This is a genomic window from Dietzia maris (assembly GCF_036287335.1).
Lineage (GTDB): Bacteria > Actinomycetota > Actinomycetes > Mycobacteriales > Mycobacteriaceae > Dietzia > Dietzia cinnamea.
The window spans coordinates 23,746-37,329 of sequence record NZ_CP143054.1 but is presented as its reverse complement, the minus strand read 5'-3'; the positions used below and the strand labels follow the sequence as shown (position 1 = coordinate 37,329).

At 64.0% G+C, this 13,584-nt stretch carries 15 protein-coding genes and 1 pseudogene; 9 read left to right on the top strand and 7 right to left on the bottom strand.

Features of this window, described 5'->3' with window-relative positions:
• Nucleotides 1–36 precede the first annotated feature (36 nt).
• The 8 genes and pseudogenes from VYL96_RS17050 to VYL96_RS17015 all read left to right on the top strand — a co-directional run bounded on the left by VYL96_RS17050 (nucleotide 37) and on the right by VYL96_RS17015 (nucleotide 3,812).
• Complete coding sequence (locus VYL96_RS17050) at nucleotides 37–375, top strand: hypothetical protein (RefSeq protein WP_131886637.1); 339 nt, start codon at nucleotides 37–39, stop codon at nucleotides 373–375.
• 452 nt (nucleotides 376–827) lie between these two features.
• Nucleotides 828–1,055 (top strand): annotated as a pseudogene (gene nrdH / locus VYL96_RS17045) (glutaredoxin-like protein NrdH); the annotation flags it as partial.
• A 458-nt stretch (nucleotides 1,056–1,513) separates the two neighbouring features.
• Nucleotides 1,514–1,990, top strand: a complete 477-nt coding sequence (locus VYL96_RS17040) for a hypothetical protein (protein ID WP_165928548.1) — start codon at nucleotides 1,514–1,516, stop codon at nucleotides 1,988–1,990.
• Between the two features lie 35 nt (nucleotides 1,991–2,025).
• The gene (locus VYL96_RS17035) at nucleotides 2,026–2,595 is read left to right on the top strand and encodes a DnaB-like helicase N-terminal domain-containing protein (protein WP_165928549.1); all 570 of its coding nucleotides are present in this window, start codon (nucleotides 2,026–2,028) and stop codon (nucleotides 2,593–2,595) included.
• A 37-nt stretch (nucleotides 2,596–2,632) separates the two neighbouring features.
• Nucleotides 2,633–2,893 carry a hypothetical protein gene (locus VYL96_RS17030; RefSeq protein ID WP_131886640.1) on the top strand — a complete coding sequence of 87 codons (261 nt, stop codon included), beginning with the start codon at nucleotides 2,633–2,635 and terminating at the stop codon, nucleotides 2,891–2,893.
• 21 nt (nucleotides 2,894–2,914) lie between these two features.
• Nucleotides 2,915–3,085, top strand: a complete 171-nt coding sequence (locus VYL96_RS17025) for a hypothetical protein (protein ID WP_165928550.1) — start codon at nucleotides 2,915–2,917, stop codon at nucleotides 3,083–3,085.
• On the top strand, nucleotides 3,082–3,486 hold the full coding sequence (locus VYL96_RS17020; RefSeq protein ID WP_131886641.1) for a helix-turn-helix transcriptional regulator: 405 nt from the start codon (nucleotides 3,082–3,084) through the stop codon (nucleotides 3,484–3,486). Before VYL96_RS17025 ends, VYL96_RS17020 begins: the two co-directional genes overlap by 4 nt.
• Before the next feature lie 35 nt (nucleotides 3,487–3,521).
• Nucleotides 3,522–3,812, top strand: a complete 291-nt coding sequence (locus VYL96_RS17015; RefSeq protein WP_165928551.1) for a hypothetical protein — start codon at nucleotides 3,522–3,524, stop codon at nucleotides 3,810–3,812.
• 372 nt (nucleotides 3,813–4,184) lie between these two features.
• On the opposite strand, the gene VYL96_RS17010 is transcribed toward VYL96_RS17015, so the two are convergent.
• The 7 genes from VYL96_RS17010 to VYL96_RS16980 all read right to left on the bottom strand — a co-directional run bounded on the left by VYL96_RS17010 (nucleotide 4,185) and on the right by VYL96_RS16980 (nucleotide 12,935).
• Nucleotides 4,185–4,907, bottom strand: coding sequence for an SOS response-associated peptidase (locus VYL96_RS17010; protein ID WP_131886643.1), 723 nt, complete (start codon nucleotides 4,905–4,907; stop codon nucleotides 4,185–4,187).
• A 126-nt stretch (nucleotides 4,908–5,033) separates the two neighbouring features.
• Nucleotides 5,034–6,350 carry a 5-methylcytosine restriction system specificity protein McrC gene (locus tag VYL96_RS17005; protein ID WP_165928552.1) on the bottom strand — a complete coding sequence of 439 codons (1,317 nt, stop codon included), beginning with the start codon at nucleotides 6,348–6,350 and terminating at the stop codon, nucleotides 5,034–5,036.
• Entirely contained in the window at nucleotides 6,347–7,459 is a 1,113-nt protein-coding gene (locus tag VYL96_RS17000; RefSeq protein WP_131886645.1) for an AAA family ATPase, read from the bottom strand. The genes VYL96_RS17005 and VYL96_RS17000 overlap by 4 nt, the downstream gene beginning before the upstream one ends.
• Complete coding sequence (locus tag VYL96_RS16995; RefSeq protein WP_131886646.1) at nucleotides 7,449–8,003, bottom strand: hypothetical protein; 555 nt, start codon at nucleotides 8,001–8,003, stop codon at nucleotides 7,449–7,451. The genes VYL96_RS17000 and VYL96_RS16995 overlap by 11 nt, the downstream gene beginning before the upstream one ends.
• Nucleotides 8,000–10,153, bottom strand: coding sequence for a DNA methyltransferase family protein (locus tag VYL96_RS16990; protein ID WP_131886647.1), 2,154 nt, complete (start codon nucleotides 10,151–10,153; stop codon nucleotides 8,000–8,002). Before VYL96_RS16990 ends, VYL96_RS16995 begins: the two co-directional genes overlap by 4 nt.
• Nucleotides 10,150–11,226, bottom strand: coding sequence for a DNA adenine methylase (locus VYL96_RS16985; RefSeq protein ID WP_165928554.1), 1,077 nt, complete (start codon nucleotides 11,224–11,226; stop codon nucleotides 10,150–10,152). Before VYL96_RS16985 ends, VYL96_RS16990 begins: the two co-directional genes overlap by 4 nt.
• Before the next feature lie 308 nt (nucleotides 11,227–11,534).
• Nucleotides 11,535–12,935, bottom strand: coding sequence for an IS1380 family transposase (locus VYL96_RS16980; RefSeq protein ID WP_329439075.1), 1,401 nt, complete (start codon nucleotides 12,933–12,935; stop codon nucleotides 11,535–11,537).
• A 137-nt stretch (nucleotides 12,936–13,072) separates the two neighbouring features.
• Here VYL96_RS16980 and VYL96_RS16975 point away from each other — a divergent pair, with 137 nt between their 5' ends.
• A complete protein-coding gene (locus VYL96_RS16975) occupies nucleotides 13,073–13,264 on the top strand; it encodes a type II toxin-antitoxin system RelB family anti-toxin (RefSeq protein ID WP_243699839.1) in 192 nt (63 codons plus the stop codon).
• The last annotated feature ends 320 nt before the right edge of the window (nucleotides 13,265–13,584 follow it).

Here is a 13,584-nt window from a genome sequence, read left to right as displayed (position 1 = left end):
ACCCGGCCCCGCCACCAGCCTGGCAGCCTCAACGCCATGACCGACCTTCTGCAGGGCACCCTCGACGACGTCACGGCCCGCGCACTACGCCTAGCCCGCGCAGGCGACCACCGAGCGCGACCCGCACGAATCAACGGCAACACCGCCATCCTGACCCCACACCGCACCGAAAGCGGCCACCTCGACACCGCCGACCTCGCCGCCCAGGCCTACGCCCTTGCCCTCGGACTGTCTTCCGACGACGGCCACTACACCGACGGCTATTTCACCGCCGACGGCCTTGGTCACTACGTACCGGCACCAGATAGCGACGATCACCCGCACCCGCAAGACAGCGAAAAGCACCATGTACCCGGCCTGGAGCGGTGGTTCTAGCCCCAGCTCCCGCGTGCAACACCGTCCAGCTCCTACCGCACCTCCATCCCAACCCCGAACCCAATCACCACGCCCAATGGGGCAACCCGGTGAACAGCCCTCTTTCCCTGCCACGCCGATGATTGGTGCTCCACTCCCGGCGTCAAGGTCGGCACCCTTCGGGTGCGCCGGCTCCAGCGACAAGCCCCGGACGCGCTCGCTGCGCTCGCTTATTTCGCCCGGACCTTCTCGCCTCCGCCGCCGTGCCCTCTCTTGACCCCGTCCGCTCCACACCATTTCGGCAGGTGTCAGGGAAAGGGGGACCATGCGCGATCGGCGCTACGCCGGCGGCGAGATCGCCAAAAACCCCAGCAAAACACCCTTTTCCACTTGTGCCACTAGTGGCACAAGTGCTACTATGGAGACATACCGAGAGGGCAACACCGCCCCCGGCAACCCCCAGGAGGATCGCCATGAGCATCGTCGTCTACACCAAGCTGGCCTGCGTCCAGTGCGACAGCACCATCCGCGCCCTCGACGCCGCCGGCATCGTCTACACCACCGTCGACCTCACCACCGACCACGACGCCCGCGACTACGTGATGAACACCCTCGGCTACAGCTCCGCACCGATCATCGAGGTCGACGGCGACGACCACTGGTCCGGATTCCGCCCCGACCGCATTAAGGCCCTGGCGTCCGCACACCCCCGCAGCCCCGAGCGCACCCAGTTCCTCGTCGACGTGCTCAGCACCGCCGTCGAGACCGGCATCAGCTACTGGGCCGAGACGGTACACGTCGAGGACCACACCGGGACCACCCCCGAGGGAGACAACCTCGATCCGCTCGGCTCCGGCGGCGACTGCTACGCCGCCCTCATCCGCGAGGACGAGACCGGGACTGAATACAAGGTCACTCTCGAGACCATCGCACGCGGCGCCACCAAGCTCGCCGCAACCAGCATCGACAACGACCTGGTCAACGACTTCCGCAAGGCCAACCGCACCAACGGCCACCGGGGCGACATCGACGCCGCCAACGCCGACATGGCCCTGCAAATGGGCGTCTTCGGCGACGTCATCTACGGCTGACGCTCCCCAGTCACCCGCCGCCCGCCCATCGCCGCGAGGCAGACGGGCACCCAGGAAGGACACCCGGAATGCACGCTCTCGACCACACCGATCTGCACTACCTCCGCAGGACCATGTCCCTGCACGGCCTCGGCCGACTAGCCGCCTCCCCCGAAACCCAGATCCCGCACATCGTCGCCAGCCGGTCCTCCGGATACGGCTCAGATCTCGCCTTCGAGTACCGCGCCAAGGGGCTATCCGTCTGGACCGGGGGAACGCTTCCCTCCACCGCGGCCCCAGACCGTCACATCACCTGGACCCAGATCCGCCGCCACATCAGCCGCTACACCACCGACGAGTTCATCACCGCGTTTCGCAAGACCGACAAAGCATGGTGCTATGCCAAGGCTGGCGACCAGACCCCCGGCGTCCTACACCGGCCCACCGACAGCGAACGCGACCAGATCGCCGACCTGGAAGCACAGCTGCGACTCCTGGCCGCTCCCATCTGGGAACCCGCCACCACGGTCGAAGCCGAACCTCAACAGCTCGACCTCTTCACATAACCACCAGCACCCACCCCGCACAGGCAGGACAGACAATGGCCACCATGACCGAGGACCCGCAGGCCACCGCCGACCCGGTCGACGTCGACGACCTCGCCGCCACCGACGACGCCCCCACCGTCCCCGAGCTCGACCCCGAAGCCGCCCTACTGTGCGCCCTGCTGCACACCACCGACACCACCGAGGCTCGCCACATCACCGCGCACCTCCTCGAGTCCGACTTCTTCAACACCCGCTACGGCGAGCTGTACGCCGTCATCGCAGACCTCATCGCCGCAGACGAGCCCCACCACCCGACCCGAGTTCTGGCCGCTCTGACCAGCGCCGGACGCATGGCCGGCCACCACGGCCGACTCCTGGCCGACGCCCTCCAGACCGTCACCCTGCTCGGAACCCCTGCCGGCGGGCTGACCACCCTCGCCGCCGACGTCCTCGACGCCGCCTACCGCCGCCGCTTCGCCGCCATCGCCCAGACCCTCACCCGCGCCAGTGCCGAAGCCCCCACCGACGAGCTGTTCGAGATCCTCCTCGCCCAAGGCCGCGCCATGCGCACCGAGACCAAGCGCCGCGCCTCACTCACCGCAGGCCCGGCCGCCGCCCAATAGCAGTCGGCGACCGACACCACCCAGAAGGGAAGACCAGATGCACTCGCAGGCCCAGCTCGAGCACCAGGCGAGCGACGCCCTGGCAGCGCTCGGAGCCACGATCGACCCCGGCACCGTCTCCGACGCCGTCGACCTCTACCTGTGCAGACGCGAGCGCGAGACCGGCCAGCCCGTCGACCGGGACGCCATCGGTGCGGCCGTCGCCGCCGCGGCGATCGAGGCTGCGACCTCATGGCTGCTGACCCTCGACGCGCCGCCCCAGGCGCACCCGGCAGGGGCGACACCCGTAGAGCCGTAGCGCCCAGGCACGATGACGACCATGTACCTCATCGGGACTGGGCCGAGCGAGCTGCACGCCCACATCGACCTCGACCGCCGCAGGCGCGCCCTCGGCGGGGCCGAGGCGTCCGTGGTGTCGACCGCCCACGAGGGCGGGCACTGGTCGGTCGTCGCCGAGATCCGACCCGACACAGCGGCGGAGGGGCAATGACACCCGACGAGGCCCGCTCACTCGGCCGCGCCATCCGCGCCGTCCGCCTCGAGCGCGGACTGTCCCAGCTCAAACTCGCCGTCGCCGTCGGCGTGAAATCCCCCTGGATCAGCGCCTGGGAGCGCGGACAATCAAAGCCCACCGCCCACGGGCCATCCGCGACGCCCAGCGCACTCAGCAGGGACCAGCTCGCAGCACTCGCCGAGGCCCTGGACTGCACCGTCAGTGACATCGCCGACCGGGCGGCGCTGTCGGCCAGCACCCGCCTCATTTTCGGACTCGAGCCTCTTGGCGCGGCTCGCACGGTGATTGGTGGCCAGGAGTACGACCTCACCGACGCCGAGGCCGACAAAGCAGCCGCCTTCGTCGCAGGTCTCATCGCCGCCCGCGACCTGCACTGACCGCCGGTGTCGGAGGCCCCGGTTACGGTGCCGGCGTGGACGAGCTGGTGGACCGAATCAGACACGCGGCCGACCAGACAGGCGATGCGCACTTCCTCGAGGTCCTGCGCTGGCACCGCGTCGTCGCCGGCCTTCCCGAGCTGGACTGGGGCGCCCGCGGCGCCTACCGGATCGCCATCACCGAACTAGGAGAGGGCCGTGCCGCCGAACTGCTCGCTGACCTACGACGGCTGGCCCGGAACCCCCGCCGCTACCGCAACGGCGCCGACGGCAAACCCCGCTACCGAGACGGAACGACCAGCGCGCGCCGATACGGCTCCCGGTAGCGCGCCCCCTCCGCTCAGGGTCGGCGCGTACAGACGACACGGCCCCTCGTGCTGAACCCAGCACGAGGGGCCGTGGCGATTCGGTGCGAGGTGTCGCAGATGGCCTGTCAGAGCCAGCCGGAGACCGTCATGTCCCGAATGAAATCGGGGATCCACCAGGCGTCCCCAAAACCGTTAGCCCGAAGAATCTCGAGGTTCGTCCGATTAATCTGCTGCACCGATCCCTGAAAGCCGGGGATGGAGTTGAGCGCTTGAGTTACCGGGTCCATCGTCTACCTACCTGTGATCTGCGAGAACGTCGACGTGGAGGTTACCGGCGGTGACATGTACGCGGGGGCCTCACCTTTGACCACCCGAATATCCATGCGGTGTCTAGGCGAGCGGTTCAATCAGACTGGGGTCAGTGCGGTCCAAGGTGCGCACGTTATTGACCGCCCGGGACACCGGACGGGTTCGCAGGGTCGCCGCGACCGCCCGGGACTCGACGTCGAGCAGGTCGAGCAGATCGGCGGCCTGCTCCTTGCCGATCTTCTCGGGGGCGAGCCAGGTGTCCCACGAGGCCGGGGTGAGGAAGACCGGCATCCGGTCGTGGACCTCGCCGGCCGCATCCTCCCCAGTGCGGGTGATGATCGTGAACGTCGTCCGCCACTCCTCGTCGTCACCCTCCCGGTGGAAGGCCAGCAGGCCGGCGGCGAGCAGTAGCTCGTCGCCCGGGGCGTGGACATAACTCGGGTTCTTGACCTTCTTGCCGTCCTCGACGGCCTCCTGCCACTCGAAATACCCAGTCATCGGCACGAGGGCACGCGCCGAGGCGAACGAGGAGCGGAACATCCCGTTCGTCGCCACGCCCTCCAGGCGGGCGTTAATCGGCCGCGGACCCTTCTCCTTCGCCCACGACGGACGCAGCCCCCACGTGGGCAGGAACGCCTCACGCACCCGCTGGTCGCCGGCCAGGCGATCCCGTACCACCGGAGCTCGCGTGCGAGGAGCCACCGAATAGGCCGGCGACCACTCAAAACCCGGTTCAACGCCGTCCAGCTCGAGGACGTCGACCAGGGCGGCGCCGGACACGGCTACCGAGTACCGACCACACATGCGGGAGACAGTAGCAAGCGAGAGCGAGATCGGACGCTGACCTGCACAATTGACGGAACCTGACATTATCGGCGCCCCGGTCCAGGACCGGTATGATCGCCACAAGTCAACGTCGTTGATGTCGAATCAGTCCCTACGTCTGCCGCCAGGGAAGGTTGGAGGCTCTTGCTTGTCTATCTTCGACGAGAGCGCTTTCTTGGCGCCGAGGACAAGCTCATCGAAACCCCCTCGGCGAGCGAGCCCCTGGACTTGGACCTCGAAGCCTTGGACGATGAGATCGTCGACGTCGATCTGATCGAACTGCCGCCATTCTCCCAATGGCAGATCGTCCGGAGCCTGTAGTGCCGGGTAGAGAAGACACATGACATTGGCCTTCCCGGCTCGGAGGAAAGCAAGTGATTCATACAGGTCGGCGGCAGCAACTCGGGGGGAAAGTCCGCGTCGAGTCTTATACTTTGCATCCAATAGAAGTGCAGCGACGTCTCCAGCTATCGGAGAAATGTCCGGTTTGGCATGCACCGGCTTGTCTCCTCGATAGCCGAGCACCCATTGCTTCTGCCCGATGACTCTATGGTCCGGCAGCGCGCGGCGCACAATTTCCTCGCAGAGGGATTCCCAGGCCGACCATGTGGAGAGTACAAACCCGGGGCCGGTAAAGACTCCGTTGTCGAGATTCAGTCCCAAACCAGCGACAATCAGATTCGCCAACTCATAGGCGCGTTGCCATCCGCCATGGCGTGGCGGAAGCGGCGGGGCGATGGCAGGCGCTGCCAGCTGCGGAGCAATCTGGTGGGCCACGAGGCGAAGCTGGGTCTGCGTGTCCGCGTCTGCAACTTCTGGGATGAGAATCTCGACCGCAGTGGCGAGCACCGCGTTGTACGGGTTTTGTCGCGTTAGCTCGAGCCGAGTCACGGCGAAACCGTCGGGATCGGGAAGAAAGATGGTCTCCCAGTCCACGTCTCCGTCGATGGCGAAGTCTGTTCCAGCAGATCGACGGTAGCCCCGAATTGGGCGACGCTCGTTCTCGGCGTACAGAGTCAGAAACGAGCGTGCGATGAGAGTTGCCAGGTCGCCCTGGTCCTGGATGCCTGCGGAGATCTCATCGTAAAGAAGAAGATGCCCGGTCTTCACGAGTACGGCCAAAAGGAAGAAGTCACTCCGCCAAGCAGTCGACTTCGGGTCGAGAAACTTTGGAACGATTTCAAGTTCCACTCGCGAGTTCAACCGGACCAATCCCGCTACACCGTCGGCTTTCAATGAGCCATTGCTGGAGGCGGTAATTGGGTCGTTGTCGTAGCCAAGCAGGTTCTTGACCCGGTCGTTGAGCTCGCGGAGCTGGATTAACACATCTGCGTCGGAGACACCGCTTTGGTTGGCGATTTCGCGAATGGCTCCTGGTCGTTCGCGGAGTTCGTGTAGCTCAAGCCGTTCGATGGGTGTCATTCGGTCGCAATGACCCGCAGGAGTGTGTACAGCTCGCCAGGAGAGGGCCGCAGCGGCCCGACGATTCGACGGACGGTCTGTCCGGCGAACGTAGACTCGATCATGGTGTAGATGCTCTTGGAGGTGTCTGCGCGAAGGATTTCGGAGATTGCGCGAGTGTTGCCGTAGAACACTTCGTCGATGTGCCCGCGGAGTGTGGCCCATGCGGTTGCCACGTACGCCTGGGCGGCTCCAACGTTGGTGGTACCCGCAGGCTGGTGCATGAGAGCCCCGTGCCCAAGCTGGTATGCCTGCCCCCGCCCGAGGAGAATTTGCGCGTTTATCTTCGTGAAGGCCTGGATGAGAGCCTCGTAGTAGTCGGCGGGCTCGGACGGAGTGGCAGGCAACGTCGTCGGGGTCAGGGCAGCCCCGAAGTGGTCACGAAGAACCGATTCGCTGGGCTCAAGCCGATGGATGTGGAAACGTCGCAAGAACGCCACGTCAAGCGGTTCAACGCTGGTGTCTGCCTCGTTCATCGCAGCGAGGATGTAGAGATCGGCCGGCAGTGCGAACTTTTCGTGCTCACCGTTGTTTCCGAGGATCTCGAAGAACTGCGTGGTGCTGGTTGCATTGCCGTCTGTGGGAAGCCGCTTGTCGGGTTCCAATCCGACAAGCGCACTGCCGAACGCTGCAACGGCGGGTCCGCGGTTTATCTCGTCCACAATCACTAGTGCGGCGTTGCCGTCAGGGCGCGCATTCAGTGCAGCTCGGTGCAGGGTGCCGCTCGTAACGGTGAAGGCACCAGGCTCGCTCACCTTAGGGACTAACCCGCGCATGAAGTCCCGGTACTTGGTGTTCTGGTCGAAAACGGTCTGGTACACATTTCGACTTATGGTTTGGTTAGGGCTGGGAAACCATTCGGGAATAGGGCTAGATGCTGATGGGATCGGGATGCGTCCGGTCGGCGCTGATCCGGTCTGAGATTGATCCCACTGGAAGAGCTCACGAATTTCGTTGAGGAGCCGGGACTTGCCTGTCCCGGGAGGGCCGGTGATTATTACATTCTTTCGAGTGGCTAATTCCTTCAGAATCGTCGTAGCGTCATTGCTAATGTCTGATTCAGTCGGCATGACAGAAGCCCACTCCCTCGGTGAAGTCGTAATACCCCTGCACCGTCCGGTTGGTATGGGCCGCGGAAGCCATACAGTTCAGGATCTGGCTGCTCGCTTCAGTAGCCCAGACGCCCTTCGTTTTGAGGTCTTGTTCGTAGGCGTAATCGCATCGAACTGTGCCGTCGTCGAATTTGGTTAACACAACAAAGATTCGTCCTTTGTCCATTGAGGGGAGTTGTCCACCTAATGCCGGGCTTGCATGAACCTTGGCAATGCGGCTTTCAGTGGGCCTTGAAGTGGTTGGCGGCCAATATGAGAGTTCGGTGTGCTGTGGTTTGCCATGTTTATCTAGGTACGTGACGTTGGCGGTCCTGATGGGCTTTCCGCCGCTGCCGATCGAGTCCTTAGTGAAGATGCGGTGCATGATCTGTTGGAAGGGTTTCCACGGAATTCTGAGGTCGCGCGCACCGCCACCGGTCTTTGCGTCGTTGGACTCAGCCACGAGCTTGCGAAGGTCGCCAGCGACGATCTCTTTGTAGAAAAATAAGACTGGAACAGTCACTCAACACCCCTTGCGTGATACTCGGCAGGGACGTAAGGAATCGCTCCGGCCTCCCGAGCATTCTGGCAGCGAATCGTGCTTGTGTGCTCGATTCCGTGTATGGCGGCGAGTTCAGAGAGTACGCAGTCTGAGGTCACGCTGGACTTGAGCTCCCCGTCGAGCGCGGGTTGGCCGCGGTCGAGCAAGGGGAAGTCCCGCAATACGGTTTCCATGTCCGCAATGGTGAGTCCCCACGATGCGGCAACGAGAGCGTCCGAGCGTGCGCGCCAGCGGCCAATCATCCGCGGATCGGTTGAAGGATCTCCCTCCGAAGCGGTCAGGTTCCGGGCGATGCCGATGAGTTCGTGGCCAACATCGGAATCCTCGTCGATCAGAGGAAGGGGCAAGGTGTCCAGCAGGAAGAAGTTCACTGTTGTCGTGACGATGCGTCGCAGCATCCAGTCGACGATGAGGGAATTGGCGAGTGCGAGAAAGAGGTCCTCGCGGTCAAGTCCTCCGCCTTGAAACGTCAGAGTCGGGACCTTGTTCCCGCAGACGACACCGTGAGGGATCCGGGCGGCTATCAGTGATCGCTCGTTCGTCTGGCCGGTGATGTCGCAAAACCCGATTCGCGACCTTGCCGTGCGCTGGGCCGTGGTTGGGTGCATCGCTCTGAGGGGCACGTGCCATTGTGTCTTCAAGGAGGTTTGTGACAGCGGCTCGGGACGCCAGATGGCAGAGCGACCTTCGCCCGACTGGTAAGTCTTAGCCCGCCAGCGATACTGGCCGACGTGGCGGCCCTCAAGGAGGGGCAGTGTGTCGTGGCCCGCTGTGCGGCGGAATGATTTTTGGTCGAGCGTCATGTCGACCTCACGTCGGTACTCAGGATGCCAAGGGCCTGTAGGATCGCCGATCGTCTTCGCGTTCCGGGCGAGCCGCGCGTAGAGATCCCATTCGTTCTGGGTGCGAACCTCAGGAACGCTGATGTCGCTTCGCACCTGAGCCAGCTTGGCTCGACTTATGGCCACTGGGGCGGCAGGCAAGGCGCCGGTACGGTCCGCAACCTTTAAGGAGATGGGCCGTCTTCTGCCACTGCCGATAGTGGCGACGACCGACAAGAACTTGAACCGGGTATCGATGGCGAAGTGGCTAGCTCGGTTCTCGATCACGGAGATCGAGAGCTCTCGGGCTACAGTGTTGAGTTCGCGCCGAAGGCCCTCAGTGCCTTGCGCCCGGATGAGGCCAGCAGGAAGTAGTAAAGCCAAGACTCCGTCTTCTGCAGCGATGCCCATTCCGAGTTCGAGGAAGAGCTTGTAGAGATCATGCTCGCCGCGACCTTGAAGCCGAGTGCCGGACGCGACTTGCTGGATGTAATCGAGCAGTTCAGACCGGTCGTGAGCCAAGTCGATCTCTTTTTCAAAGCTCTGTCCGTACGCCCGCCGCGATCCTTTACTTTTCGCGAGCTCGTGTCGAGAAACCTTGAGCTTCTCCCACGGGGGATTTCCAATAACAAGGGCGGCACCCGAGGGCGCCAGGTCTTTCCAAACGCCTCGGCTTCGCAGACTGTCCTGACGGAGAAGTCGGCTGGCGAAGTGATGCACGGCGGATAGGTCACTGGTGAGGCTGGCGACAGATAACAGCGTCCCGCGCAAGGCGTTGGTGGAGAGGTCCGCACCGGACAAGCGGTCGCGAATTACGGCATCCCTTTCGGCGCCGGCGGGTAACTGCATCGCCGCCGCTACTAGGAGGACGCCGGAGCCGCACGCTGTGTCAATCCATGGGCCGTTGACCCTAACCTTTGGCACGCTGGTTCCCGCCAACAACTGTGCCAAACGCCAGTCGGTGTAGTAGGCCCCCGTCTTCCGCTGATGGCTGGGCGGCAGAACCTCCCTGCTTAGCGCAGAAAGCGCTAGTGGTATCGGGATCGGCGTTGCCGCGACGCTGCTAAGGATCTGGTCGACCCACGGCTGAGGGTCGGAGCGCAGGCCAGCCACTTCACGGCCCATGTCCTCCCAAAACTGTTTGAGTTCCCAACCGCCCACACGTGCCGCAGCAGCTTCCAGAACCGTTAGCCGGGCATCGGTTCGGCCCTCGAAAGGCATGACTTCGGCAGCTGCTCGCTCAAGGAGAAGATCGGTGGGGGCCAGCAGGCGCTGCTCCAGGCTTTTCATGCGACGACCGCCGTTTGCCCGCTGTTCCGCGGGGCAGGGGGGGAGGCACTTGCTGAGAAGGGAACGATCTCGATGACGTATTCGACGACGCTATCGCCACCAGCGGATGCCGCGGCGTTTGGCCGATATCGGCCAATCGTCTTGATCTCGTGAAGGGTGACGTTCCCGGCTTCCTGTAGTGCGTTCACGAGTTGCGATTGCGGCACGTGCCCCTCGTTGCTATAGCTGAGCAGGATGCGGTGGGCGCGGGTGCTGAGAACAAGTTGAGTGAGCGCACCTAGGGCCCGCGACTTGTAGCAGTAATCGGATGCTTTGTGCTTCCACGGGCGCAGTCCCGTTACACCGCCTACCTGGGGCGAATCGCCAGCGTGGAGTGTCTCAAGCACGTGGTAGTACGCGCTGTACTGGCGTTTAGTATATGGCGGGTCGAAGTAGACGGTGTCGTGACTTGACGTAGCAATCGCCGAGACGTCGCCCACGATCGCATTTATGTCGGTAGCGCGCTGCGGGAGAGCCCTCTTGCTGACCCTAATGTCTCGGAGGGAAGTCGCCGACCATTCCTTGAGGAAGCCGCCGTATGTGCCGGAGATGTTGGCTACCTTATTGGCTGCCTGGAGAAGGTCGGCAAGCAGCAGCTCTTCCTCGATCCAGGTAAGCGAGCCTGTGTCTGACCAGCGCCTGATCTGTGCGCGCATCGCATCTAATCGAGCTGCGTTGTGTTCGGTGAAGTAGCGGCGCTCTACCGGCGCGGTAGCGGCGGATGCCGGACTGTATTCGGCATGGATGAATCCGGGTCGACCAGGAGTCGCGTTCAGTTCACGAACGGCGCTTTCGTACCCGTTAAAAGCTTCGAAGGGGACGTTGTCTCGGCCTGCAGTCGCACCAATGCTCATGGCGACGGCGGACGGAAGGGAATCGTTTAGGGTGACAGGCCATCCTCGGTCCGCAGCAGCAGAGGAGACTGACCCGGTCCCGCAAAAGGCATCGATGAATCGCCCACCATTCGGTGGCCCTGCGAGGTCCAGGATTGCGTCCGCCACCCGCGCCTTGCTGCCGATGTAACGGACTCCCACTTGCAATCTCCTTCGGGCAACTTCTCATCTGCTTGCGCGGACTATCGAGGCAGTCGCACAACTCGGAAGCTGCCTCTTGGTCGTCCCTCTCAGCTCGTTGAATGTATCAGTAGCTGATACATTTTCGATGAGCGACTCGAGGAGATGCATCAGATGGCCGCTGCTAGCCCCGCTGATTCATGGGGCGTGATGGAGTCGGTTCTCTACGGATGTTGTGCCCGGCGGGTCGTGTAGACGTGTTTGGGCGCCGGCTGGCGCTGCCGGTGGGCGGGTCTCCGGGTGGTGCTCTCAAGGGTGGGCAGGCGGGGTCAGGCCGGTTTGGGGATCGCGGCGATCTTGTGGAACACCGCTTCGATGGCGGTGGCCCAGGGCCAGGTTTCGGGGATTTTGACCCGTCTACGTCGGCTGCTGCGGGTCAGTAGGGCGGCGACGTGGAGGAAGCGGTAGCGCATCGCTTTGGGCTCGCACGCTGCGAGGATGGCGGCGGCGCCGGTGCAGGCCAGCATCCGGGTCCAGGCGACGAGGTCGGCGGCGATCATCACCGCCACCAGCCATGCCTGGTTGAGAGCGAACTCTCGCGAGGGCAGACGGCCCAGGCCGGTGTCTTTGGCGTGGCGGATCCGGTCCTCCACCCGGGCATGCGCCCGATGCCTGGCCTCGAGGAACTGCAGTTGACCGGTGGCGGTGTTGGTGACGAACGCCTGGTAGCGCCACCCGTCGAGTTCCTCGAACATCGACAACTGGGCGCCGGGGTGGGGCCGCTCACGGCGGACGATGACCCGCATCCCGTCGGGCCACTTGGCGAGCATCCTGGGCGGCAGCAGTCCAGTCAGCTCGGCGATCTCCGCGCCCGGCCTCAGGTCGCCGCCTTGATTCACCGCTGGCCCCCACGCGGTGTCGGGGGCGATCGCGATGGCCCGGCGGATTCCGGCGGTGATCGAAAAGCCGACCGAGTACTCCACCCGCCGACCACGGATCCGATTCTGCTCGGAGATCCACTCCAACAGGTCATGGGAGGCGCCGGCGCCGTCGGATCGGATCAGCAGATCACGCCGATGGGCGGCGGGAATCTGGGCGATGGCTTGCCCGAGGACGTCGATGTGGTCGGCCGCGGTGTTCGACCCCGCGTTGCCCGGGCGCAAGCTCGCAGCGAGGAACTCTTCTGTGTTGTCGCACCACACGCCGATCGGGTGGTAGCCGAAGGTGCGCTTATAGGTTGGCGCGCTCTGTTCTTTCTCGCTGTGGGTGACCACGATGGTGGCATCCACATCAAGCACGACCGTGTCCCCCAGATCCCGGCCCGCGCACTTAGAGGCCGGCACCCCGCCAGGCAGCTGGGACCACACATGCCGCCGCGTGCGGGCACGCGCGACCTGGATCTTCTTGCGTTTACCAGCGGTGACCTCATCCAGCGTGCGCCACACCGTCGGAGAGGAGGCGACCGGACCCAGGACCGTGGATTGGTGGCGCAGGACGCGGATATCGGCAATGGACGTGCCGCCACCGGTGAGCATCACCGCGACATCGGTCAACACCCGTCCACGGTCATGGATCGGGATGGATCGGCGCTGCGCCATGGCCCCCGACAGCTCGGCGGTCAGGCCGACGCGATCAGCCAGAAGACGTGGCGCGATGACCCCGGCATGAGCAATCACCCCGACATCCTCGACGGAGAACGACAGACCAGACGACCACGAAGTACGCTTCACCTACCGAGTGCTTTCTGCTTGAGAACCTGGAGCTCTAGACAAGTCCCAGTTTCCCCTGTTCAGGAAGCACTTCGGTCTATTTTCACCCAGCGATCCGCAGATCCCCGTGAATCACCGGGGCTAGTCCCTGCCCGAGCGTGGGCCAGCGTCTGCGCGAGACGCGTAGACGGCGGAACTGGTCGCAGACGGAGCTGGCTTTCAGGGCCGGCGTTTCGAGGCCAACGATTGCTCGGATCGAAGCTGGTCATCGAGTTCATATGTCGACTCTGCTGCAGGTCGCGGCTGTTCTAGATCTTCAGGTGACTGTGGTGCAACAGGCGGAACAGTAGGGCCAGGGCCTGCGGTAGGCAGGCTGGCGATTCTGGCGCCGGCAACAGTATCGACGTCAACCTCCTTGGGGCTGTAGTGGGGGCGGGCGCTAGGGTCGCCAAGCCGCCGGCAGTTCTTCAATCATGGTTGGGTGAGCCCGTGAGCAAGTGGCTCGCCGCCTGTTTCTCTGCGGGCGCCCAGTCAACTTCCGGTCGTGGCCGGCGGCGACTGCTGCCTCGTATCTCGCGACCGAGCTTGTTTCGTGCCGCCCCAATGGCCTTCATCCTGCCCCTTTGGGGTACACCCGTACGGGACGGACGGGGGTCCATCATCGCCGCTG

Bases quoted from the DNA above. Each gene is read 5' to 3' on its own strand.
- VYL96_RS17050 (WP_131886637.1), top strand. From the start codon at position 37: ATGACCGACCTTCTGCAGGGCACCCTCGACGACGTCACGGCCCGCGCA.
- VYL96_RS17040 (WP_165928548.1), top strand. From the start codon at position 1,514: ATGCACGCTCTCGACCACACCGATCTGCACTACCTCCGCAGGACCATG.
- VYL96_RS17035 (WP_165928549.1), top strand. From the start codon at position 2,026: ATGGCCACCATGACCGAGGACCCGCAGGCCACCGCCGACCCGGTCGAC.
- VYL96_RS17030 (WP_131886640.1), top strand. From the start codon at position 2,633: ATGCACTCGCAGGCCCAGCTCGAGCACCAGGCGAGCGACGCCCTGGCA.
- VYL96_RS17025 (WP_165928550.1), top strand. From the start codon at position 2,915: ATGTACCTCATCGGGACTGGGCCGAGCGAGCTGCACGCCCACATCGAC.
- VYL96_RS17020 (WP_131886641.1), top strand. From the start codon at position 3,082: ATGACACCCGACGAGGCCCGCTCACTCGGCCGCGCCATCCGCGCCGTC.
- VYL96_RS17010 (WP_131886643.1), bottom strand. From the start codon at position 4,907: ATGTGTGGTCGGTACTCGGTAGCCGTGTCCGGCGCCGCCCTGGTCGAC.
- VYL96_RS17005 (WP_165928552.1), bottom strand. From the start codon at position 6,350: ATGACACCCATCGAACGGCTTGAGCTACACGAACTCCGCGAACGACCA.
- VYL96_RS17000 (WP_131886645.1), bottom strand. From the start codon at position 7,459: ATGCCGACTGAATCAGACATTAGCAATGACGCTACGACGATTCTGAAG.
- VYL96_RS16990 (WP_131886647.1), bottom strand. From the start codon at position 10,153: ATGAAAAGCCTGGAGCAGCGCCTGCTGGCCCCCACCGATCTTCTCCTT.